This is a genomic window from Inquilinus sp., assembly GCF_039594555.1.
Lineage (GTDB): Bacteria > Pseudomonadota > Alphaproteobacteria > DSM-16000 > Inquilinaceae > Inquilinus.
Window position 1 is genome coordinate 1 of sequence record NZ_JBCNNF010000037.1, and the last position, 19,215, is coordinate 19,215.

Here is a 19,215-nt window from a genome sequence, read left to right on the forward strand (position 1 = left end):
CGCAGCACGAAGTGATGCGCTGCAGACCCGGGATCCCTCTCCGGACTGCGCGAGATCCCGTGTCTGCGCAGCGGCACTTCGCGCCGCAGCGCGCACGGGATGACGGCGGAATCCTCGGACCAATCACGCGATAGATTGTGGTGCGCCCACAACGGATGGTATCCATTCGCTGTGGGCGAACCATTTCCGGGGGAACCGATGCGCTGCCCGTTCTGTGGCCACGACGACACCCAGGTGAAGGACTCGCGCCCCACCGAGGACAATTCGGCCATCCGGCGGCGCCGCTTCTGCCCGGCCTGCGGCGCCCGCTTCACCACCTTCGAGCGGATCCAGCTGCGCGAGCTGACGGTGATCAAGTCGACCGGCCAGCGTGAGCCGTTCGACCGCGAGAAGCTGCTGCGGTCGATGCGCATCGCCCTGCGCAAGCGCGACATCGACATCGAGCGGCTGGAGCGGATCGTCAACTCCCTGGTCCGCCAGCTCGAAAGCTCGGGCGAGAGCGAGATCCCGTCCAAGGCGATCGGCGAGATGGTGATGAAGGCGCTGAGCGGCGTCGACAAGGTCGCCTATATCCGGTACGCGTCGGTCTACCGGGATTTCCAGGAGCCCGGCGCGTTCAGCGATTTCGTCGACCAACTGCGCGGCGAGCGCCCCTGAGCGGCCGCACGGCTCGGTTCGGCTGGTTTCAAGACAGGCTCTGACAGAGAGGGCTTGCGTCACGCGCAATGTGGTTTCGCTGGAAACCACAGCGCGTCCGGCATAGGGTGCCCGCCATGTTCAGCGGCATCATCACCGATGTGGGGCGCGTCGCGGCGATCGAGCGGCGAGGCGACACCCGCTACATCATCGAGACGGCCTTCGACACGGCGTCGATCGAGATCGGCGCGTCCGTCGCCCATAACGGCGTCTGCCTGACCGTGATCGAGACCTGGCCCGGCCGCTTCGCGGTCGAGGCCTCGGCCGAGACGCTGTCGCGCAGCACCCTGGGCGACTGGCAGGTCGGCACCGAGATCAACCTCGAGCGCTCGCTCAAGCTCGGCGACGAGATCGGCGGCCACTTGGTCTACGGCCATGTCGACGGCGTCGGCACCATCGTCGACCGCCGGCCGGAGGGGGACAGCGTCCGCTTCACGGTCGAGGCCCCGGCGGCGCTGGCGGACTACATCGCGTCCAAGGGCTCGATCGCGATCGAAGGCGTCTCGCTGACCGTGAACGAGGTTGCCGACACCCCGTCGGGGACCTGCCGCTTCGGCGTCAACATCATTCCGCACACCCAGGCATGCACGACCTTTCGAAGCTTAAGCACGGATCGCCGCGTGAACTTGGAGATCGACATGCTGGCGCGGTACACGGCGCGCCTGCTGCGCGATCGCAAGACAGCCGGCTGACCGACGAGGACCAGGCGCTTCTCTCGCCGATCTCCGAGATCATCGAGGAGGCGCGCCAGGGCCGCATGTTCATCCTGGTCGACGACGAGGACCGGGAGAACGAGGGCGACCTGGTGATCCCGGCGCAGATGGCGGATGCCGAGGCCATCAACTTCATGGCCCGCTACGGCCGCGGCCTGATCTGCCTGGCGATGGAGCGCAAGCGGATCGACGAGCTCGGCCTGCAGCTGATGACGCGCAGCAACGCCTCGCGCCACCAGACTGCCTTCACCGTCTCGATCGAGGCGCGCGAGGGCGTGACCACCGGCATCTCGGCGGCCGACCGGGCGCGCACCGTGGCCGTCGCCATCGACCCGGCCTGCGGCCCGGCCGACGTGGCCACGCCCGGCCATGTCTTCCCGTTGGTCGCCCGCGACGGCGGCGTGCTGGAGCGCACCGGCCACACCGAAGCGGCGGTCGACATCTCGCGCTTGGCCGGGCTGTACCCGGCCGGGGTGATCTGCGAGATCATGAACGACGACGGCAGCATGGCGCGGCTGCCGGATCTGGTGAAGTTCGCCCAGTTCCACAATCTCAAGATCGGCACCATCGCCGACCTGATCGCCTATCGCCGCTGCCAGGAATCGCTGGTCGAGCGCAAGCTCGAGACCACGATCGAGAGCCGCTGGGGCGGCGACTGGCGGATGCTGGTCTATGTCAACAAGGCGCGCTACGCCGAGCATGTCGTGCTGGTGAAGGGCGACATCTCCGGCGACGAGCCGGTGCTGGTGCGGATGCACGCGCTGAACGTGCTGGACGACGTGCTCGGCGACGTCCATGGCGGCAATGCCGGCACGCTGCACGCGGCGATGGCGGAGATCGGGCGCGAGGGCAGGGGCGTGGTGGTGCTGATCCGCGAGCCGCAGCCCGACAGCCTGAGCGAGCGGCTGCGGCGGCGGCTCGAGGGGCAGCCGGCGAAGGAAAGCGGGCACGAGCTGCGCGACTACGGCGTCGGTGCCCAGATCCTGCTCGATCTCGGCGTCAGCCGGCTGGTGCTGCTGTCCAACCATCCCCGCACCATCGTCGGCATCGACGGCTACGGCCTGACCGTGGTCGAACAGCGCGCCATCGCCGGCATCCAGGAGGACTGACATGGTCGCCAAGACCGAACAGCGGCCCGTGTCCTTCACCGGTCCGGCGCCGCACATCATGATCGTCGAGGCCCGCTTCTACGAGGACATCACCGACGAGCTGGCGCGCGGCGCCCTGGCGGTGCTGGAGCAGATCGGCGCCACCTGGGAGCGCTTCGCCGTGCCGGGCGCGCTGGAGATCCCGGCGGCGGTGCAGATCGCCGCGGCCTCGGCCCGCCGCTTCGACGGCTATGTCGCGCTGGGCTGCGTCATCCGCGGCGAGACCTCGCATTACGATACGGTCTGCAACGAGAGCTCGCGCGGCCTGCAGGACCTCGCCCTGCGCCATGGCCTGGCCATCGGCAACGGCATCCTGACGGTTGAGAACGAGGCCCAGGCCTGGGCCCGCGCCAAGGTCGCGGAGATGGACAAGGGCGGCGGCGCAGCCCGTGCCGCGCTGGCGATGATCGAGCTCAAGCGGCACTTCTCGCAGGTCGCGGCCGGCCGATGACCACGCAGAAGCCCTCCGCCAAGGCCCGCCGCAGCGCCGCGCGCCTCGCCGCCGTCCAGGCGCTGTACCAGCTCGAGCAGTCGGGCACGCCGCTCGACAAGGTGATCGCCGAGTTCGTCCACCACCGCTTCGGCGAGGAGGTCGAGGGCGAGGCGATGGTCGAGCCCGACGCCCCGCTGTTCGGCGACATCGTCCGCGGCACTCGGGTGCGCAGCGAGGAGGTCGACGCCCTGGTCGCCGGCGCGCTGGACAGCCAGTTCGCGCTGGCCCGGCTCGACCTGCTGCTGCGCTGCGTGATGCAGGCCGGTGCCTGGGAGCTGCTGGCCAACCTGCATGTGCCGGCGCCGATCGTGATCTCGGAATATGTCAACGTCACTCGCGCCTTCTTCGGCGGCAAGGAGCCGGCGATGGTGAATGCGGTGCTGGACCGCATCGCCCGCGAACGCCGGCCGGACGAGCCGCGCGCCGGCTGACACGGGAATCGCCATGGGCCTCGGCGAGTTCGAGCGCATCGACCGCTACTTCCGGCCGCTGGCCCGGGCCACGCCCGGCGCGCTCGGCCTGGCCGACGACGCGGCGCTGCTCGACCCCGGCGAGGGCCGCGACCTTGTGGTCACCGCCGACGCCATGGTCGAGACCGTGCACTACCTGCCGGACGAGGACCCGGCGCGGGTGGCCCGCAAGCTGCTGCGCTCCAACCTCTCCGACCTTGCGGCCAAGGGCGCCGAGCCTCTGGCCTACACCCTGACCCTGGCGCTGCCGGCGCAGCCGGACGAGAGCTGGATCGAAGGCTTTGTCGAAGGGCTGGCGGCCGACCAGGCGGAATACGGCATCGGCCTGCTCGGCGGCGATTCGGTGCGGACCCCCGGCACCGCGGTGCTGTCGGTCACTGCCTTCGGCACCGTGCCGCAGGGCGCGATGCTGCGCCGTTCCGGCGTCCGGCCGGGCGACGACCTCTATGTCAGCGGCACGCTGGGCGACGCCGCGCTCGGGCTGCGCGCCATCCTTGGTCAGTTGCCCGGCCTAGCGCCGGATGCGGCCGAGGCGCTGGCGACCCGCCATCGGGTGCCGGAGCCGCGCATGGCGCTCGGCCGGGCGCTGCTCGGCCTGGCCCATGCCGCGATGGATGTGTCGGACGGGTTGCCCGGCGACCTGCCGCATCTCTGCGATGCCTCCGGTGTGTCGGCGGAGGTCGAATTGGCCATGCTGCCGCTCTCCGACGCCGCCCGCGCCGCGATCTCCCTCGACCCGGCCTTGCGTGATGTCGCCTGGGGCGGCGGCGAGGATTACGAGCTGCTGTTCAGCGCTCCGGCATCGGCCCGGGCCGCGATCGAGGCGGCGGCCGCGGCGGCGGTGACGCCGGTGACGCGGATCGGCCGGATCGGGGCAGGGCAGGGGGTTCGCCTGCTCGACCCGCAGGGCCGTGCTGTCGAGTCGCTGACCGGCTGGCGGCATTTCTAGAGGCGTCCGCCCGACCAAATCAGCAGATTTCGTCGGGCCGGAAGCACGGGCCGACCAATGGCGCATCCGGCAGCGACGTCGCTCGTCTGGGCGCTCTCGCCACTCTCCGCCGGCCCGCCTGGAGCAATGGTAGGCCGTCCGATTTTTGCCATAAAGCAAAAATATTTCGCGCTCATTGCCCTCCCCATCCTGGTCTGGCATCGTTTCCCCGCAAAAGAAGCGGAGCCGGCCTGAACCGGGCCGGTACGTCATCAACAGGGGCGAGGGACTCAAGAATGATGTCAGCGGTCCTTGTCTTCGTGCTGGCCTGCGGCCTCGGCGCGTTAGCCTATGGCGTGTGGGCTTCACGGAGCGTGTTGTCGGCCAGTCCGGGCGATGAGCGGATGCAGGCCATAGCCGCCGCGATCCAGGAGGGCGCGGGCGCCTATCTGAATCGCCAATACCTCACCATCGGCGTGGTCGGCGTGGTCATCGCCATCATCGTCTCGCTGCTTCTCGGCATCTCGGTCGGCATCGGCTTCATCATCGGCGCGGTGCTGTCGGGCGCCGCCGGCTACATCGGCATGAACATCTCGGTACGCGCCAATGTCCGCACCGCAGAGGCCTCCCGGCAGGGCCTGGCCGCCGGCCTCGCCATCGCCTTCCGCTCCGGCGCCGTCACCGGCATGCTGGTGGCCGGCCTGGCCCTGATCGCGGTCGCCGGCTACTACACCATCCTGCTGGCCTCCGGCGCCAGCGGCCGCGGCCTGATCGACCCGCTGGTGGCGCTCGGCTTCGGCGCCTCACTGATCTCGATCTTCGCCCGCCTCGGCGGCGGCATCTTCACCAAGGGCGCCGATGTCGGCGCCGACCTGGTCGGCAAGGTCGAGGCCGGCATCCCCGAGGATGACCCGCGCAACCCGGCCGTGATCGCCGACAATGTCGGCGACAATGTCGGCGACTGCGCCGGCATGGCCGCCGACCTGTTCGAGACCTATGCCGTCACCACCGTCGCCACCATGGTCCTGGCCTCGATCTTCTTCGCCGGGACGGCCGAGATGGCGGCGATGATGGTCTACCCGCTCGCCATCGGCGGGGTGTGCATCCTGGCATCGATCGCCGGCACCTTCTTCGTCAAGCTCGGCGCCTCGAACAACATCATGGGCGCGCTGTATCGCGGCTTCGTGGTCTCCGCCGTGCTGTCGCTGGTGGGGATCGCCCTGGTGACCGCGGTGGTGATCAAGTTCGGCGGCACCTACACCGTCGGCGGCAGCAGCTTCAGCGGCCTGTCGCTGTTCCTGTGCGGCGTCGCCGGGCTGGTCGTCACCGGCCTCCTGATCTGGACCACCGAATACTACACCGGAACGAATTTCCGCCCGGTGCGCTCGGTCGCCCAGGCCTCGACCACGGGGCACGGCACCAACGTGATCCAGGGGCTCGCCATCTCGATGGAATCGACGGCGATCCCGGCGCTGATCATCTGCGTCGCCATCATCGTCACCTACCTCCTGGCCGGCCTGTTCGGCATCGCCATCGCGGTGACCAGCATGCTGGCCCTGGCCGGCATGGTGGTAGCGCTCGACGCCTACGGCCCGGTCACCGACAACGCCGGTGGCATCGCCGAAATGTCCGACCTGCCGAAGGAGGTCCGGGTCACCACCGACGCGCTGGACGCCGTCGGCAACACCACCAAGGCCGTGACCAAGGGCTACGCCATCGGTTCGGCCGGTCTCGGCGCGCTGGTGCTGTTCTCGGCCTACACTTCCGACCTCAACTTCTTCTCGGCCAATGCCGCCCAGTACCCGTATTTCCAGGGCATCGGGCCGATCGCCTTCTCGCTGACCGATCCTTTCGTCGTCGTCGGCCTGCTGATCGGCGGCCTACTGCCCTATCTGTTCGGCGCGCTGGGCATGACCGCGGTCGGCCGTGCCGCCGGATCGGTGGTGGAGGAGGTGCGCCGCCAGTTCCGCGAAAATTCCGGCATCATGGCGGGAACCAGCCGGCCGGACTACAAGCGCGCGGTCGACATGCTGACCCGGGCGGCGATCCGCGAGATGATCATACCGTCGCTGCTGCCGGTGCTGGCGCCGGTGGTGCTGTACTTCGTGGTCGAGGCGATCGCCGGCCGCTCCGCCGCCTTCTCGGCGCTCGGGGCGATGCTGCTCGGCGTTATCGTCACCGGCCTGTTCGTCGCCATCTCGATGACCTCGGGCGGCGGCGCCTGGGACAACGCCAAGAAGTACATCGAGGAGGGCAATCACGGCGGCAAGGGGTCGGACGCGCACAAGGCGGCCGTTACCGGCGACACTGTCGGCGATCCCTACAAGGACACCGCCGGCCCGGCGGTGAACCCGATGATCAAGATCACCAACATCGTCGCCCTGCTGCTGCTGGCCATCCTCGCCCACTGACCGACGGGCCAATAGCAAAAACCCCGGCGCCGTCGGCGCCGGGGTTTTTCATGCCCGCGAGGCGGGGCTAGTAGTTGCCGCCGGCGACCGAGCTGGCGACGCCGCCGGTGCCGACCGGCCCGGCGCGGGTGGCCGCGGTGGTGCTGCCGTCGTTGTTGAAGCGGCCGATATTGCCCAGGAACTGCTCCAGGATGCCGATGCGTCGGCCCAGCGTCGGCGTCTCCCGCGACACCAGGGCCACCTGCTCGCCATCCTCCAGGTTCAGCTCCTTCATGTCGGTCAGGGTGCTGGTGGTCGGGTCGAACTGCATGCGCAGGACCCGGCGCTTCGTCACCTCAGGGGCGAAGAAGGCCACCGTCTCGACCCGCTGGCCGATATAGTACCAGGTGTTGTCATCGAAGGTGGACACCGTGGTCGGGCTCCCCAGGATCGTCGCCACATCCGACTTCGTGCTGGTGCCGGTATGCACCTGCTCGAGCCGGTAATCCTCGACGAGGTTGCCGCGCGTCGCCACCCGCGGCGTGCAGGCCGACAGCGCCGCCGCCACGAGCAGGCCGGCCGCGATGGTCCGGACGACCCTTGCTCTTTCCGTCATCGACTCATCTCTCCACGCCCCGCGGGGCTGCCCATTGAAGGCTACCCTCTAGCACACCAGTTCGAGTTCGACCAATATCGCCGTCCTTTGCGCAAATCCGATCGGTCCCGTGCTGTCCAAGCTGTTCAACCGCCACCGCCGCGAACGCGTCGCCGCCGAGCTCTACGTCAAGCTGGTGGAGCAGGCGCGCAGCCCGGCCTTCTACACCGCCTGCGGCGTGCCGGACACGCTGGACGGGCGGTTCGAGGCCGTGGCCCTGCACGCCTTCCTGGTGCTGCACCGGCTGAAGCGCGAGGCGCCGCCGGCGCCGGACTTCGCCCAGGCCCTGTTCGACCACATGGTCAGCGACATGGATCTCAGCCTGCGCGAGATCGGCGTCACCGATTTCAGCATCGGCAAGAAGGTGAAGGCGATGGGCCGCGGCTTCTACGGCCGCGTCGTCGCCTATGATCGCGGCCTGGCCGCGGCGGAGCCGGGGGAACTGGAGGCGGCACTGCGCCGTAACCTCTACGGTACGGTCGAGCCCGAAGCGGGGCAGGTGAGGGCGGTCGCCGCCTATCTGCGCCGCGAGGTCGCCGGGCTGGCGGCGCAGCCGGCAACGGCATTCCTGGCCGGGGAGGTCCGGTTCGGCCCCGCGCCCGAGATGGTGGAGGCAGCCTGATGACCACCCCCGAATTCAGCCGCCCGATCCGCGTCAACACCCTGCCGCGTGACGGCCGGACCATCGCCATCGAGGCCGACGAGGCCGAGCGTGCCGCGCTGGCCCGTCGCTTCGACCTGTTGGCGCTGGATGAATTCAAGGCCCGATTCACTTTGACCCAGGGGCGCGGCGACACGGTGGTCGTGGCCGGCACGCTGGCCGCCGCGGTCGTGCAACGCTGCGTCGTCACGCTGGATCCCGTGCCCGCCACGGTCGAGGACGAAATCGAGGCCGTCTTCGCCGCCCGGGACGGCCGGGACGAGGCGGAGGTCGAGGTCGACCCGCTGGCGGCGGAGGTCGAGCCGCTGGTCGACGGCCGCATCGACCTGGGCGAACTGGCGGCGCAGCACCTGTCGCTGGCGCTCGATCCCTATCCGCGCTCGCCCGACGCGCCCGAGCCCGCGACCGAGCCGCCGGAGCCCGGGACGGAGACGCGCCGGCCCTTCGCCGTGCTCAAGGGCGGCGCGACGGACAAGGCGGAGGACTGATCGCTTTTCCTTGCTCCGCCGGACCTTTTCCATTAAGTAACGCCGGTCTGAGGCGGCTCCCCCCGGTGCCGCCTTTTCGTATCGAGAGTTCAAGCAAATGGCTGTTCCGAAGAAGAAGACGTCGAAGTCGCGGCGCGACATGCGGCGTTCGCACCACGCTCTGGCCGGCTCGACCTATGTCGAGTGCGCGAATTGCGGTGAGCTGGCTCGTCCGCACCATGTCTGCGACTCCTGCGGCCACTACCACGGCCGTGAGGTGGTCAGCGAGACGACGGCGACCGCCTGATCGACTGCGCCCGCATAGGGAATGTCCGACCCGGCGGCCTCTGGCCCAGTGACGATTGCGCTCGACGCCATGGGGGGCGATCGGGCGCCGGAGATGGTGCTCGAAGGGGCTGAGATCGCCCGCACGCACCATCCCGATGTGCACTTCCTGATCGTCGGTGACGAGGCGCGGATCGCGCCGCTTCTGGCGAAGCGGCCGGCACTCGCCGCGGTGTCCACGATTCGGCACACGGCAGACGTGGTCACCAACGAGGACAAGCCCTCCGCTGCGCTGCGCAGCGGGCGCAACTCCAGCATGCGTCTGGCCATCGACGCTGTGGCCGCGGGCGAGGCGCAATGCGTCGTCTCCGCCGGCAACACCGGCGCGCTGATGGCGACCGCGAAGATCGTGTTCAAGACGCTGCCGGGCATCGACCGGCCGGCGATCGCGTCGTTTTTTCCGACGCTGCGCGGCGAGAGCGTCATGCTCGATCTCGGCGCCAACATCGAATGCGATGCCGAGAACTTGGTCCAGTTCGCGATCATGGGCTCGGTCTTCGCCAAGGCGGTGCTGGGCCTGGTCGACCCGACGGTCGGCCTGCTGAATGTCGGCTCGGAGTCGCTCAAGGGCCCCGACCCGGTGCGCGACGCCGCCGCCAGGCTGCGCGAGCTCGAATTTCCGGGCCGGTTCGAGGGCTTCGTCGAGGGCGACGACATCCCGGCCGGGAAGGTCGATGTGGTCGTGACCGACGGCTTTTCCGGCAACATCGCGCTGAAGACCGCCGAGGGCACGGCCAAGCTATACGCCACCTGGCTGCGCCACGCCTTCCGCTCTTCCTGGCTCGCCTCGCTCGGCTACCTGCTGGCGCGCGGCGCCTTTCGCCAGCTGCGGCACCGCACTGACCCGCGCCAGTACAACGGCGCGCTGTTCCTCGGTCTCAACGGCATCTGCGTGAAAAGCCATGGCGGCACCGACGGCGAGGGGTTCGGCCATGCCATCGATGTCGGCGTCGATCTGGTGATCCACGGCTTCAATGATAAGGTGAAGCAGGAGTTCAGCCGTTTCGAAGGCGCTCGGAACGGCGACGACACTGCTTCGACGGGACCAACGACTGCTCCGATCGGGATCGAACAACCGCAATGACAGTCCGCCGCGCGCGCATCATCGGATGCGGTTCTGCCCTGCCTGACCGGGTCGTCACCAACGCCGAGCTGGCCCAGAAGGTCGACACCTCGGACGAGTGGATCGTCCAGCGCACCGGCATCAGCGTCCGCCACATCGCGGCGCCGGACGAGAAGACCTCCGACCTGGCGCTTGCCGCCGCCCGCAAGGCGCTGGCCATGGCCAAGGTGGAGGGCAGCGACCTCGACCTGATCGTCCTGGCCACCACCACGCCGGACCAGACTTTCCCGGCCACCGCCGTGCGGGTCCAGGCCGCGCTGGGCATGACCCGCGGCGCCGCCTTCGACGTCCAGGCCGTGTGCTCCGGCTTCGTCTATGCCCTGGCGGTCGCCGACAACATGATCCGCCTCGGCCAGGCGCGCACGGCCCTGGTGATCGGGGCCGAGACCTTCTCCCGCCTGCTCGACTGGACCGACCGCGGCACCTGCGTGCTGTTCGGCGACGGCGCCGGCGCGGTGGTGCTGCGCGCGGTCGAGGGCGGGGGCAGCACCGACGACCCCGGCATCCTGTCGACCCACCTGCATTCCGACGGCCGCCACGAGGACAAGCTCTACGTCGATGGCGGCCCATCCTCGACCGGCACCGTCGGCCATGTCCGGATGGAAGGCCGCGAGGTGTTCAAGCACGCGGTCATCAACCTCGCCGAGGTGGTGGAGGAGGCGCTGGCGGCCAACGGCCTGTCGCCGTCCGACATCGACTGGCTGGTGCCGCACCAAGCCAACAAGCGCATCATCGACGCCACCGCCCGCAAGCTCGATCTGCCGGCAGAGAAGGTGGTGCTGACGGTGCAGAAGCACGCCAACACCTCCGCTGCCTCGATCCCGCTGGCGCTGGCCGAAGCCGTCAATGACGGCCGCGTCAAGGCCGGCGACCTCGTGCTGCTCGAGGCCATGGGCGGCGGGCTGACCTGGGGCGCTGCCCTGGTCCGCTGGTAGTCTGCCTATAAGCAGTTAGCAGGCCTCGCCTGAGGGGTCCGTTAGGAAATCCGCCCAACGCTTTGGAATTGACGGATTATTTTGTGGAGGGTACCGTCCTTCGACGGTCTTCTTCGCAATTGTCCGTCAGGGGGAGGCGGCATGGCGGAAACGGTGACACGAGCCCAGCTCAGTGAATCGCTCTATCAGGAAATCGGCTTGTCTCGGAACGAGTCCGCCGATCTTGTTGAGACGGTACTTGAAGAAATCTCCGAAGCGCTCGAACGCGGCGAGACGGTGAAGATCTCGTCCTTCGGCACCTTCGGGGTGCGCCAGAAGGGCCAGCGAATCGGCCGCAACCCGAAGACGGGGCAGGAGGTGCCGATCCTGCCGCGCCGCGTGCTGGTGTTCCGCGCCTCGCATGTGCTCAAGGGGCGCATCAACGGCACCGATCCGCTCCCGGACGACGACGAGTAAGCCATGGCCGGAATCGGAGGATCGGAGGCGAAGCCCGCGCCGCTGCGCAAGTCGGCGACGGCCTATCGCACGATCAGCGAGGTGTCCGACGACCTCGCCGTGCCGCAGCATGTGCTGCGGTTCTGGGAGACCAAGTTCTCCCAGGTCCGCCCGCTCAAGCGCGGCGGCGGCCGCCGGTACTATCGCCCCGAGGACGTCCAGTTGCTGCGCCGGATCCAGCGCCTCCTCTATGAGGAGGGCTATACGATCAAGGGCGTGCAGCGTCTGCTGAAGGAAGGCAAGTCGGCCGAGACCGAGGCGCCGGCCGCGGCGCCGTCCGGTGACGAGGCGGCTGCCCCGTCCGGCCCCGCCCGTCCGGTCCCGGTCACCCGGGCCAAGCCCGCCGCCAAGCCGCGCGAGGAAGCCCAGCTCTCCCTCCTGGCCGGTGCCGGGCGCGATGGCCGCGCCCAGGGCATCTCGGCCGAGCTGCGCGACGAGCTGACCGTGCTTCTGGCCGAGCTGAAGCGCCTGCAGGCCGCCCTGCGCGGCGACGCCTGAGGCTCAGCCCGCTTTCCGTTCCAGCGCGTCGCGGCGGATCAGCAGCAGGGCCGCGACAGCGCCGAGGCATTCCCCCAGCCCCCCGACCAGGAGCGCCGGCCCCAGGCCGCCGATCAGCCTGTCCGGCGGGGCGGTGACGTCGCCGCCATGGGCGGCGAAGACGGCGCCGAGGATCGCGACGCCCAGGGTGGCGCCGACCATCCGGGCCGTGTTCACCAGCCCGGCCGCCGTGCCCGACCGGGCTTCCGGCACGCTCGACACCGCCACCGCCATCACCGGGCCGGTGTTGAGGCCGAGCCCGATGCCGGTCACCAGGAAGGCGGCTTCGATGAACACCAGGCTCGTGTCGGCGGAGATCCGCGCCAGCAGCAGCAGCCCGGCGCCCATCAAGGCCATGCCGGCCGTCATCACCGTCCGCGGACCGAGCCGGGAGGCCAGCCGGCCGGAGGCCTGAGCGACCACGAAGAAGCTCACCGACATCGGCAGCAGCTCCAGCCCGGCTTCGACCGGCGAGGCGCCGCGCACGGTCTGCAGATAGACCGGTAGCAGGAACAGCATGGCGTACATGCCGAAGGTCATCAGCAGCGCCGCGGCCAGCGAGCCCGACAGGGCCCGCCGGCCGAACAGCTCGAGCGGCACCAGCGCCCCGCGGGTGCGCGCTTCGACGGCGAGGAACAGCGCGGTCGCGACCAGGCCCAGGACGAGGCCGCCCAGCGTCGCGGTGGAGGTCCAGCCCCAGCGGTTGCCCTCGATCGCCGACACTGTCAGGGCGCCGAGCGCCAGGATAGCCAGGACCTGGCCCGGCAGGTCGAGGCGCCGCCCTTCCGGATGGGCGGATTCGGGCACCGACCGCATGGCGAGGAAGGCACCGAGCACGGTCACCGGCACGACCACGAAGAACAGGCTGCGCCAACCGGCGCCTGCGACCAGCACGCCACCGAGGGTTGGGCCGATGGCGAAGGCCAAGCCGTTGCAACTGGCCCAGACGCCGATGGCATGGGCCCGTTCCTTCGCATCGGGATAGGTCGCGGACAGGATCGAGAGGGAGGAAGGCAGCAGCAGCGCCGCGCCCAGCCCGGTGAAGGCGCGCCCGGCGATCAGCACGGCACCGTTCGGCGCCAGCCCGCAGGCCAGTGACCCGAGGGTGAACACAGCCATGCCGGCGGCGAAGACCCGCCGCCGGCCGAACAGATCGCCCAGCAGCCCGCCGGTCAGCAGCAGCGTGGCATAGACCAGGTTGTAGACGTCCAGCACCCATTGCAGCGCGCTGACGCCGAGGCCGAGGGCGCCACCGATGGCGTGGGCGCCGAGATTGACCACCGAGGTGTCGAGCTGGGCGACCAGCACGCCGAGACACATGGTGAACAGGACGAGGCCGGGCCGCATCTGCGCCCGGGGCGTGTCGATGATGTCGGCGGATGGCATGTCGGCTGCTCCCTTTTCCGTGGAAACAGCCGCTGTCTGGAGGAGGCTCCCGGTGAACGCTTCGGTCCCGGTCGAAGCGTCCGGACCTGGAGCCCTCAGTAGTCGGTGATGCCGCTGCGCGGGATCCGCACCTCGCGATGGATCCAGACGCTGAGCAGGATGCCGCAGCCCATCAGCAGGGTCAGCATCGCGGTGCCGCCATAGGACACCAGGGGCAGGGGGATGCCCACCACCGGGATCAGGCCGGTCACCATCGCCACATTGACGAAGACGTAGAGGAAGAAGGTCGTGGTCAGGCCGACGCCGACCAGCCGGCCGAAATGGCTGCGGGCGCTGAGCGCGATCATCAGCCCGTAGACGAACAGCATGGTGTAGAGGAACAGCAGGATCAGCGCCCCGACCATGCCGAACTCCTCAGCCAGCACCACGAAAATGAAGTCAGTGTGCTTCTCCGGCAGGAACATCAGCTGGCTCTGCGTGCCGGCAGTGAAGCCCTTGCCGAACAGGGCGCCGGAGCCGAGCGCGATCTTCGACTGCATGATGTTGTAGCCGGCGCCCAGCGGGTCGCGCTCCGGTTCCAGGAAGGTGTAGACGCGGTTCTTCTGGTAATCGTGCAGGAACTCCCAGCCGATCGGGATCGCCGACAGGCCCAGCGCGATCGCCACGGCGAACTTCCACAGCCGGACGCCGGTGGAGAACAGCACCGCGCCGCCGGTCATGATCAGCAGCAGGGCGGTGCCGAGATTGGGTTGCATCAGCACCATCCCGACCGGCGCCAGGATCAGCAGCAGCGGCACGATCAGGACCAGCGGGTTGCGCACCTCGACCAGCGAGAAGCCGTGGAAATAGCGGGCGAGGGCCAGGACCAGCGCGATCTTCATCAGCTCCGACGGCTGGATCACCAGCGGCCCGAGGTTGATCCAGCGCTCGGCGCCCATGCCGACATGGCCCATCGCCTGCACCACGATCAGCAGCGCGAAGACGATGGCGTAGACCGGATAGGCGATCTTCATCCAGATCCGGATGTCGATCATCGCGAAGACCAGCATGACGACGAAGCCGCTGCCGAAGCGGCTGAGCTGCCGGCTGGCCCAGGGCTCCCACGACCCGCCGCCGGCGGAGTAGAGCAGCATCACCCCGACCGCGGCGATGGCGCAGACCAGGATCACCAGGCCCCAGCTCATCAGCTGCAGCTTGGTCAGCAGGGTGTAATGCGGGGCGTCGTCGCGAATCCGGAAACTGCTCATGAACCAGGACAATCCACCGTCGCCGTGACGGCGGCCGGACTATGCGCCGGAGAGCCCGGAGGGGCAAGAATGGAGGGCGGCGGCGAAATAGCCAGCGCTATCACCCCTCACCCGCATTGCGAGGAGGCGAAGCCGACGAAGCAATCCAGGAGGCTCGCCAAACGGCCCTGGATTGCCTCGCTGCGCTCGCAATGACGGTGTTCGGAGGCGGAGGGCGGCGCCCGCTCAATAGGGCGAGTCGACGTCCCCAGTCTCGACATAGACGCTCTTCAGCTGGGTGTAGTGCTCCAGCGCGGCGAGGCCGTTCTCGCGGCCGAGGCCGGACTGCTTGTAACCGCCGAACGGGATCTCCACCGGGGTGATGTTGTAGTTGTTGATCCAGCAGGTGCCGGCCTGCAGCCGGGCCACCACGCGGTGGCCGCGGGCCAGGTCGCGGGTGAACACGCCGGCCGCCAGCCCGTATTCGGTGGCGTTGGCGCGGCGCACCGCCTCGTCCTCGTCGGTGAAGGTCAGCACCGTCATCACCGGGCCGAAGATCTCTTCCCGCACGATCGACATGTCGTCGTGGCAGGCGTCGAAGATCGCCGGTTCGACGAAATAGCCGCCGGCCAAGGCCGGGTCGGCCGGGGCGCGGCCGCCGCAGACGAGGCGCGCGCCGGCCTTCACCCCGGCCTCGACATAGCCCAGCACCTTGGCCCGGTGATCGGCCGAGATCAGGGCGCCGACCTGGGTCTGCGGGTCCATCGGGTCGCCGATCCGCATCTTCTGGGTGCGAGCCACGAGAGCGTCCATGAAGCGGTTGTGCAGCGACGCCTCGACGAACACCCGGGTGCCGTTCGAGCAGATCTCGCCCTGGGTGTAGAAGTTGGCCATCATCGCCGCCTTCACCGCGTTCTCGACATCGGCGTCGGCGAAGATGATCAGCGGCGACTTGCCGCCCAACTCCATAGTCACGTGCTTCATCGCCCCGGCGGCGGCGGCGGCGACCTTGCGGCCGGTCGGCACCGACCCGGTCAGCGACACCTTGGCGACGTCAGGATGGGTGACCAGGGCGTGGCCGACATCGCCCTTGCCCTGGACCACGTTGAACACGCCGGGCGGCAGGCCGGCCTCGGCGAAGATCCCGGCCAGGGCCACCGCGGTCATCGGCGTCAGCTCCGACGGCTTGAACACCATGGTGTTGCCGCAGGCCAGGGCCGGACCGGATTTCCAGCAGGCAATCTGGATCGGGTAGTTCCAGGCGCCGATGGCGCCGACCACGCCCAGCGGCTCCCGCCTTGTATAGGCGAAGGCGCGGCCGAAATCATGATGCGTGCCGTGCAGCGACGGCGCCAGCCCGGCGAAATACTCGATCGCGTCGGCGCCGGAATCGATGTCGACCGACAGCGCCTCGGCGATCGGCTTGCCGGTGTCCTCGACCTCCATCTTCGCCAGCCGGTCGCGGTTGGCGCGCAGCAGGCGGACCGCCTCGCGCAGGATGCGGCCGCGCTGGGTGCCGGTCATGCCGGCCCAGCCGTCGAAGGCGGCCTTGGCGGCGGCCACGGCGCGGTCGACATCGGCGGGGGAGGCGGCGGCGACCCGATTGATCACCTGCCCGGTCGCCGGGTTGATGGTGTCGAAGGGCGTGCCGTTTCCTTCGACCGCGCGTCCGCCGATATGCAGCCCGATGGCCATGTCTCTCTCCTGCTTCAGCGCTGCGCCGTGCGCCAGTTCGGCGCTTCGTAGACCGGGGCGTTCGACGGCGGCAAGGGCGTGCGGCCCAGGATGATGTCGGCCGCCTTCTCGCCGATCATGATGGTCGGCGCGTTCAGGTTGCCGCTGACGATCGACGGCATGATCGCGGCATCGACCACGCGCAGCCCCTCGAGCCCGCGCACCCGGGTCTCGGGGTCGACCACCGCCATTTCGTCCACCCCCATCTTGCAGGTGCAGGACGGGTGGTAGGCGCTGTCGGCCTTGGCCCGGATGAAGGCGTCGATCTCATCATCGGTACGCACCGACGCCCCGGGCGCGATCTCGGCGCCGCGATAGGGGTCGAAACCGGCCTGGGCGAAGATCTCGCGGGTCAGCTTGACGCAGGCCCGCATGTCCTCGCGGTCGTCCTGGGTGGTCAGGTAGTTCGGCTGCAGGATCGGCTTGGCCCGCGGGTCGGCCGAGCGCAGCTCGACCCAGCCGCGCGAGGTGGCGCGCATGGTCCCGGCATGGGCCTGGAAGGCGTGGCGGTCGCCCGGCTTGCGGCCATGGTCGTTCACCACCGACGGCAGGAAATGGTACTGGATATCGGGGTGCCGGATGCCGGCGCGCGAGCGGATGAAGCCGCCGGCCTCGAGATGGGCCGAGGTGGTCAGGCCGCTGCGGAACAGGAACCATTCGACGCCGACCCTCGCCTTGTAGAGCGGATTCTCGACGCTGTAGAGCGTGATCGGCTTGGTGCATTCGTACTGGATGTACATCTCCAGATGATCCTGGAGGTTGCGGCCGACGCCCGGCAGGTCGTGCACCACCGCGATGCCGTGCCGGCGCAGCTGGTCGGCCGGGCCGACGCCGGACAGCATCAGCAGCTGCGGCGAGTTGATGGCGCCACCGCACAGGATCACCTCGCGCGCGGCGCGGGCGACACGGACCTGGCCCGCCTGGGCGTATTCGACGCCGACGGCGCGGGTGCCCTCGAACAGGATCCGGGTGCTCAGCGCTCCAGTCTCGACCGTCAGGTTCGGCCGCGACCGGACCGGCTTCAGATAGGCCTTGGCGGCCGACCAGCGTTCGCCCTGATGGATCGTCATGTCCATCTTGCCGAAGCCTTCCTGCTGGTAGCCGTTCATGTCCGCGGTGAACGGGTAGCCGGCCTGCTGCCCGGCCTGGATGAAGGCGTCGAACAGCGGGTTCGGCTGGCTGCCGGTCGAAACCTTGAGCGGCCCGTCGGAGCCGCGGTAGTCGTCGCCGCCCTTGGCCCGGGTCTCGGCGCGGCGGAAATAGGGCAGCACCTCGGCATAGGACCAGCCGGCCGCGCCTTCCTCGGCCCAGCGGTCGTAGTCATAGGCGTGGCCGCGGATATAGACCATGGCGTTGAGCGAGGAGGAGCCGCCGAGCACCCGGCCGCGCGGCCAGTACATGCGGCGGTTGTCCATCGCCGCCTGCGGCTCGGTCTCGTAGTACCAGTTGTACTTGTCGTCGCCGAGATTGTAGGTCAGCGCCGCCGGCATGTGGATCTTCCAGGTCCGGTCCTCCGGCCCCGCCTCCAGCACCAGCACGCGGAGGCCGGGGTCGGCCGACAGCCGGTTGGCCAGGACGCAGCCGGCCGATCCGGCGCCGACGATCACATAGTCGAATTCTGTCGTCATTGCTTCCGCTCCTCCGGGCCGCGGCGCATGCTAGCGGCGGTGGGCCGCGCGATGAGTCCGGTTTGCGTCACGCCATGCCGGAAATCGGCCAGCGGCGACGCGCAAGCCGTCGTTAGACTCGCGCAGAGGCGCTCTGCCGTTGGTCCAGCGGCGGATGCCGTCCGGAAATGAAAGAAAATTGTCAGACAGGCGGGCAAACAGGAGAGTCGCATCATGATGTCGAGGCGTATGGGCGGGCTGGTGCTGGGTCTGGCGCTGGCGGCCGGGACGGCCCAGGCGGCCGATCCGGCGAGCTGCAAGAAGGTCCGCTTCTCGGATGTCGGCTGGACCGACATCACCTCCACCACGGCGCTGACCTCGGCGGTGCTCAAGGGGCTGGGCTATGAGCCCTCAGCCGAGCTGCTGTCGGTCCCGGTCACCTACGTCTCGATGAAGAACAAGAACATCGACGTCTTCCTCGGCAACTGGATGCCGTCGATGGCCGGTGACGCCAAGCCTTACTTTGACGACAAGTCGGTCGTCAGCCTCCGCGCCAACCTCGAGGGCGCGAAATACACCCTCGCAGTGCCCGACTACGTCTACCAGGCGGGGGTCAAGGATTTCGCCGACCTGGCCAAGAACGCCGACAAGTTCGGCGACAAGATCTACGGCATCGAGCCGGGTAATGACGGCAACCGCCTGGTGCAGAGCATGATCGACAAGGGCGCCTTCGACCTGAAGGGCTGGCAGCTGGTCGAATCGAGCGAGCAGGGGATGCTGTCGGAGGTCGACCGCGCCATCCGCCGCAAGACCTGGATCGTGTTCCTCGGCTGGGCGCCGCATCCGATGAACAAGCAATACCCGATGCAGTACCTGACCGGCGGCGACGACTATTTCGGGCCGAACTTCGGCGGCGCCACCGTCTACACCAACGTCCGGGCCGGCTATGTCGACGAATGCCCGAATGTCGGCAAGCTGCTGCAGAACCTGACCTTCACCCTCGACATGGAAGCCGCGGTGATGGAGGCCATCACCACCGGCGGCGAGGAACAGAGCAAGGCGGCGGCCGAATACCTGAAGGCCCATCCGGACGTGCTGGCCCCCTGGCTCGCCGGGGTGACCACCTTCGACGGCAAGGACGGGCTCGCCGCGGTCAAGGCGTCGCTCGGCCTCTAAGTCCATCTGACGGGCGCGCCGCCGCACCGG

20 protein-coding genes are annotated in these 19,215 nt (G+C 69.1%); 15 read left to right on the plus strand and 5 right to left on the minus strand.

All coding sequences use genetic code 11. The features are described 5' to 3' along the window. Positions 1 to 198: 198 nt before the first annotated feature. The 7 genes from nrdR (at position 199) to ABDW35_RS06290 (ending at position 6,859) form a co-directional block, all read left to right on the plus strand. Positions 199 to 657: a transcriptional regulator NrdR gene (nrdR, locus tag ABDW35_RS06260; RefSeq protein WP_026870463.1), complete on the plus strand. Its 459-nt coding sequence runs from the start codon at positions 199 to 201 to the stop codon at positions 655 to 657. 116 nt (positions 658 to 773) lie between these two features. Beyond that, entirely contained in the window at positions 774 to 1,388 is a 615-nt protein-coding gene (locus ABDW35_RS06265) for a riboflavin synthase (RefSeq protein WP_088150502.1), read from the plus strand. Continuing rightward, complete coding sequence (ribB, locus tag ABDW35_RS06270; protein ID WP_343713016.1) at positions 1,385 to 2,518, plus strand: 3,4-dihydroxy-2-butanone-4-phosphate synthase; 1,134 nt, start codon at positions 1,385 to 1,387, stop codon at positions 2,516 to 2,518. Before ABDW35_RS06265 ends, ribB begins: the two co-directional genes overlap by 4 nt. Position 2,519: 1 nt before the next feature. Continuing rightward, positions 2,520 to 3,008 carry a 6,7-dimethyl-8-ribityllumazine synthase gene (locus ABDW35_RS06275; protein WP_343712996.1) on the plus strand — a complete coding sequence of 163 codons (489 nt, stop codon included), beginning with the start codon at positions 2,520 to 2,522 and terminating at the stop codon, positions 3,006 to 3,008. Beyond that, positions 3,005 to 3,481 (plus strand): transcription antitermination factor NusB, encoded by a 477-nt coding sequence (gene nusB / locus ABDW35_RS06280; RefSeq protein WP_343712997.1) that lies wholly within the window; start codon positions 3,005 to 3,007, stop codon positions 3,479 to 3,481. Before ABDW35_RS06275 ends, nusB begins: the two co-directional genes overlap by 4 nt. A 13-nt stretch (positions 3,482 to 3,494) precedes the next feature. Beyond that, on the plus strand, positions 3,495 to 4,469 hold the full coding sequence (thiL, locus tag ABDW35_RS06285; protein WP_343712998.1) for a thiamine-phosphate kinase: 975 nt from the start codon (positions 3,495 to 3,497) through the stop codon (positions 4,467 to 4,469). A gap of 278 nt (positions 4,470 to 4,747) precedes the next feature. Next, positions 4,748 to 6,859: a sodium-translocating pyrophosphatase gene (locus ABDW35_RS06290; protein WP_343713017.1), complete on the plus strand. Its 2,112-nt coding sequence runs from the start codon at positions 4,748 to 4,750 to the stop codon at positions 6,857 to 6,859. Between the two features lie 67 nt (positions 6,860 to 6,926). Here the strand turns inward: ABDW35_RS06290 and bamE are convergent, their stop codons facing one another. Continuing rightward, entirely contained in the window at positions 6,927 to 7,454 is a 528-nt protein-coding gene (bamE, locus tag ABDW35_RS06295) for an outer membrane protein assembly factor BamE (RefSeq protein WP_343712999.1), read from the minus strand. Positions 7,455 to 7,563: 109 nt separating this feature from the next. Between bamE and ABDW35_RS06300 the strand changes: the two genes are divergently transcribed. From ABDW35_RS06300 to ABDW35_RS06330, 7 genes are all read left to right on the plus strand, one after another. After that, on the plus strand, positions 7,564 to 8,115 hold the full coding sequence (locus tag ABDW35_RS06300) for a ubiquinol-cytochrome C chaperone family protein (RefSeq protein WP_343713000.1): 552 nt from the start codon (positions 7,564 to 7,566) through the stop codon (positions 8,113 to 8,115). After that, the gene (locus ABDW35_RS06305) at positions 8,115 to 8,642 is read left to right on the plus strand and encodes a DUF177 domain-containing protein (RefSeq protein WP_343713001.1); all 528 of its coding nucleotides are present in this window, start codon (positions 8,115 to 8,117) and stop codon (positions 8,640 to 8,642) included. The genes ABDW35_RS06300 and ABDW35_RS06305 overlap by 1 nt, the downstream gene beginning before the upstream one ends. 97 nt (positions 8,643 to 8,739) lie before the next feature. Further along, positions 8,740 to 8,928, plus strand: a complete 189-nt coding sequence (rpmF, locus tag ABDW35_RS06310; RefSeq protein WP_034833247.1) for a 50S ribosomal protein L32 — start codon at positions 8,740 to 8,742, stop codon at positions 8,926 to 8,928. A 21-nt stretch (positions 8,929 to 8,949) separates the two neighbouring features. Next, positions 8,950 to 10,050: a phosphate acyltransferase PlsX gene (plsX, locus tag ABDW35_RS06315; protein ID WP_343713002.1), complete on the plus strand. Its 1,101-nt coding sequence runs from the start codon at positions 8,950 to 8,952 to the stop codon at positions 10,048 to 10,050. Then, complete coding sequence (locus ABDW35_RS06320; protein WP_343713003.1) at positions 10,047 to 11,024, plus strand: beta-ketoacyl-ACP synthase III; 978 nt, start codon at positions 10,047 to 10,049, stop codon at positions 11,022 to 11,024. Before plsX ends, ABDW35_RS06320 begins: the two co-directional genes overlap by 4 nt. A gap of 141 nt (positions 11,025 to 11,165) precedes the next feature. Further along, positions 11,166 to 11,480 carry an integration host factor subunit alpha gene (locus tag ABDW35_RS06325; protein WP_088150492.1) on the plus strand — a complete coding sequence of 105 codons (315 nt, stop codon included), beginning with the start codon at positions 11,166 to 11,168 and terminating at the stop codon, positions 11,478 to 11,480. Positions 11,481 to 11,483: 3 nt separating this feature from the next. After that, complete coding sequence (locus ABDW35_RS06330) at positions 11,484 to 12,017, plus strand: MerR family transcriptional regulator (RefSeq protein ID WP_343713004.1); 534 nt, start codon at positions 11,484 to 11,486, stop codon at positions 12,015 to 12,017. Between the two features lie 3 nt (positions 12,018 to 12,020). On the opposite strand, the gene ABDW35_RS06335 is transcribed toward ABDW35_RS06330, so the two are convergent. The 4 genes from ABDW35_RS06335 to betA form a co-directional block, all read right to left on the minus strand. Further along, positions 12,021 to 13,442 carry an MFS transporter gene (locus tag ABDW35_RS06335; protein WP_343713005.1) on the minus strand — a complete coding sequence of 474 codons (1,422 nt, stop codon included), beginning with the start codon at positions 13,440 to 13,442 and terminating at the stop codon, positions 12,021 to 12,023. Positions 13,443 to 13,537: 95 nt separating this feature from the next. Then, entirely contained in the window at positions 13,538 to 14,689 is a 1,152-nt protein-coding gene (gene rodA, locus ABDW35_RS06340; RefSeq protein WP_088150489.1) for a rod shape-determining protein RodA, read from the minus strand. Between the two features lie 225 nt (positions 14,690 to 14,914). Continuing rightward, positions 14,915 to 16,363, minus strand: coding sequence for a betaine-aldehyde dehydrogenase (gene betB / locus ABDW35_RS06345; protein WP_343713006.1), 1,449 nt, complete (start codon positions 16,361 to 16,363; stop codon positions 14,915 to 14,917). A gap of 14 nt (positions 16,364 to 16,377) precedes the next feature. Further along, complete coding sequence (gene betA, locus ABDW35_RS06350; RefSeq protein WP_343713007.1) at positions 16,378 to 18,030, minus strand: choline dehydrogenase; 1,653 nt, start codon at positions 18,028 to 18,030, stop codon at positions 16,378 to 16,380. A 213-nt stretch (positions 18,031 to 18,243) separates the two neighbouring features. Here betA and ABDW35_RS06355 point away from each other — a divergent pair, with 213 nt between their 5' ends. After that, complete coding sequence (locus tag ABDW35_RS06355) at positions 18,244 to 19,185, plus strand: choline ABC transporter substrate-binding protein (protein ID WP_343713008.1); 942 nt, start codon at positions 18,244 to 18,246, stop codon at positions 19,183 to 19,185. Positions 19,186 to 19,215 lie beyond the last annotated feature (30 nt).

Coding starts and splice junctions, on each gene's coding strand:
- nrdR (WP_026870463.1), top strand. CDS start 199: ATGCGCTGCCCGTTCTGTGGCCACGACGACACCCAGGTGAAGGACTCG.
- ABDW35_RS06265 (WP_088150502.1), top strand. CDS start 774: ATGTTCAGCGGCATCATCACCGATGTGGGGCGCGTCGCGGCGATCGAG.
- ABDW35_RS06275 (WP_343712996.1), top strand. CDS start 2,520: ATGGTCGCCAAGACCGAACAGCGGCCCGTGTCCTTCACCGGTCCGGCG.
- nusB (WP_343712997.1), top strand. CDS start 3,005: ATGACCACGCAGAAGCCCTCCGCCAAGGCCCGCCGCAGCGCCGCGCGC.
- thiL (WP_343712998.1), top strand. CDS start 3,495: ATGGGCCTCGGCGAGTTCGAGCGCATCGACCGCTACTTCCGGCCGCTG.
- ABDW35_RS06290 (WP_343713017.1), top strand. CDS start 4,748: ATGTCAGCGGTCCTTGTCTTCGTGCTGGCCTGCGGCCTCGGCGCGTTA.
- bamE (WP_343712999.1), bottom strand. CDS start 7,454: ATGACGGAAAGAGCAAGGGTCGTCCGGACCATCGCGGCCGGCCTGCTC.
- ABDW35_RS06305 (WP_343713001.1), top strand. CDS start 8,115: ATGACCACCCCCGAATTCAGCCGCCCGATCCGCGTCAACACCCTGCCG.
- rpmF (WP_034833247.1), top strand. CDS start 8,740: ATGGCTGTTCCGAAGAAGAAGACGTCGAAGTCGCGGCGCGACATGCGG.
- plsX (WP_343713002.1), top strand. CDS start 8,950: ATGTCCGACCCGGCGGCCTCTGGCCCAGTGACGATTGCGCTCGACGCC.
- ABDW35_RS06320 (WP_343713003.1), top strand. CDS start 10,047: ATGACAGTCCGCCGCGCGCGCATCATCGGATGCGGTTCTGCCCTGCCT.
- ABDW35_RS06325 (WP_088150492.1), top strand. CDS start 11,166: ATGGCGGAAACGGTGACACGAGCCCAGCTCAGTGAATCGCTCTATCAG.
- ABDW35_RS06330 (WP_343713004.1), top strand. CDS start 11,484: ATGGCCGGAATCGGAGGATCGGAGGCGAAGCCCGCGCCGCTGCGCAAG.
- ABDW35_RS06335 (WP_343713005.1), bottom strand. CDS start 13,442: ATGCCATCCGCCGACATCATCGACACGCCCCGGGCGCAGATGCGGCCC.
- rodA (WP_088150489.1), bottom strand. CDS start 14,689: ATGAGCAGTTTCCGGATTCGCGACGACGCCCCGCATTACACCCTGCTG.
- betB (WP_343713006.1), bottom strand. CDS start 16,363: ATGGCCATCGGGCTGCATATCGGCGGACGCGCGGTCGAAGGAAACGGC.
- betA (WP_343713007.1), bottom strand. CDS start 18,030: ATGACGACAGAATTCGACTATGTGATCGTCGGCGCCGGATCGGCCGGC.
- ABDW35_RS06355 (WP_343713008.1), top strand. CDS start 18,244: ATGATGTCGAGGCGTATGGGCGGGCTGGTGCTGGGTCTGGCGCTGGCG.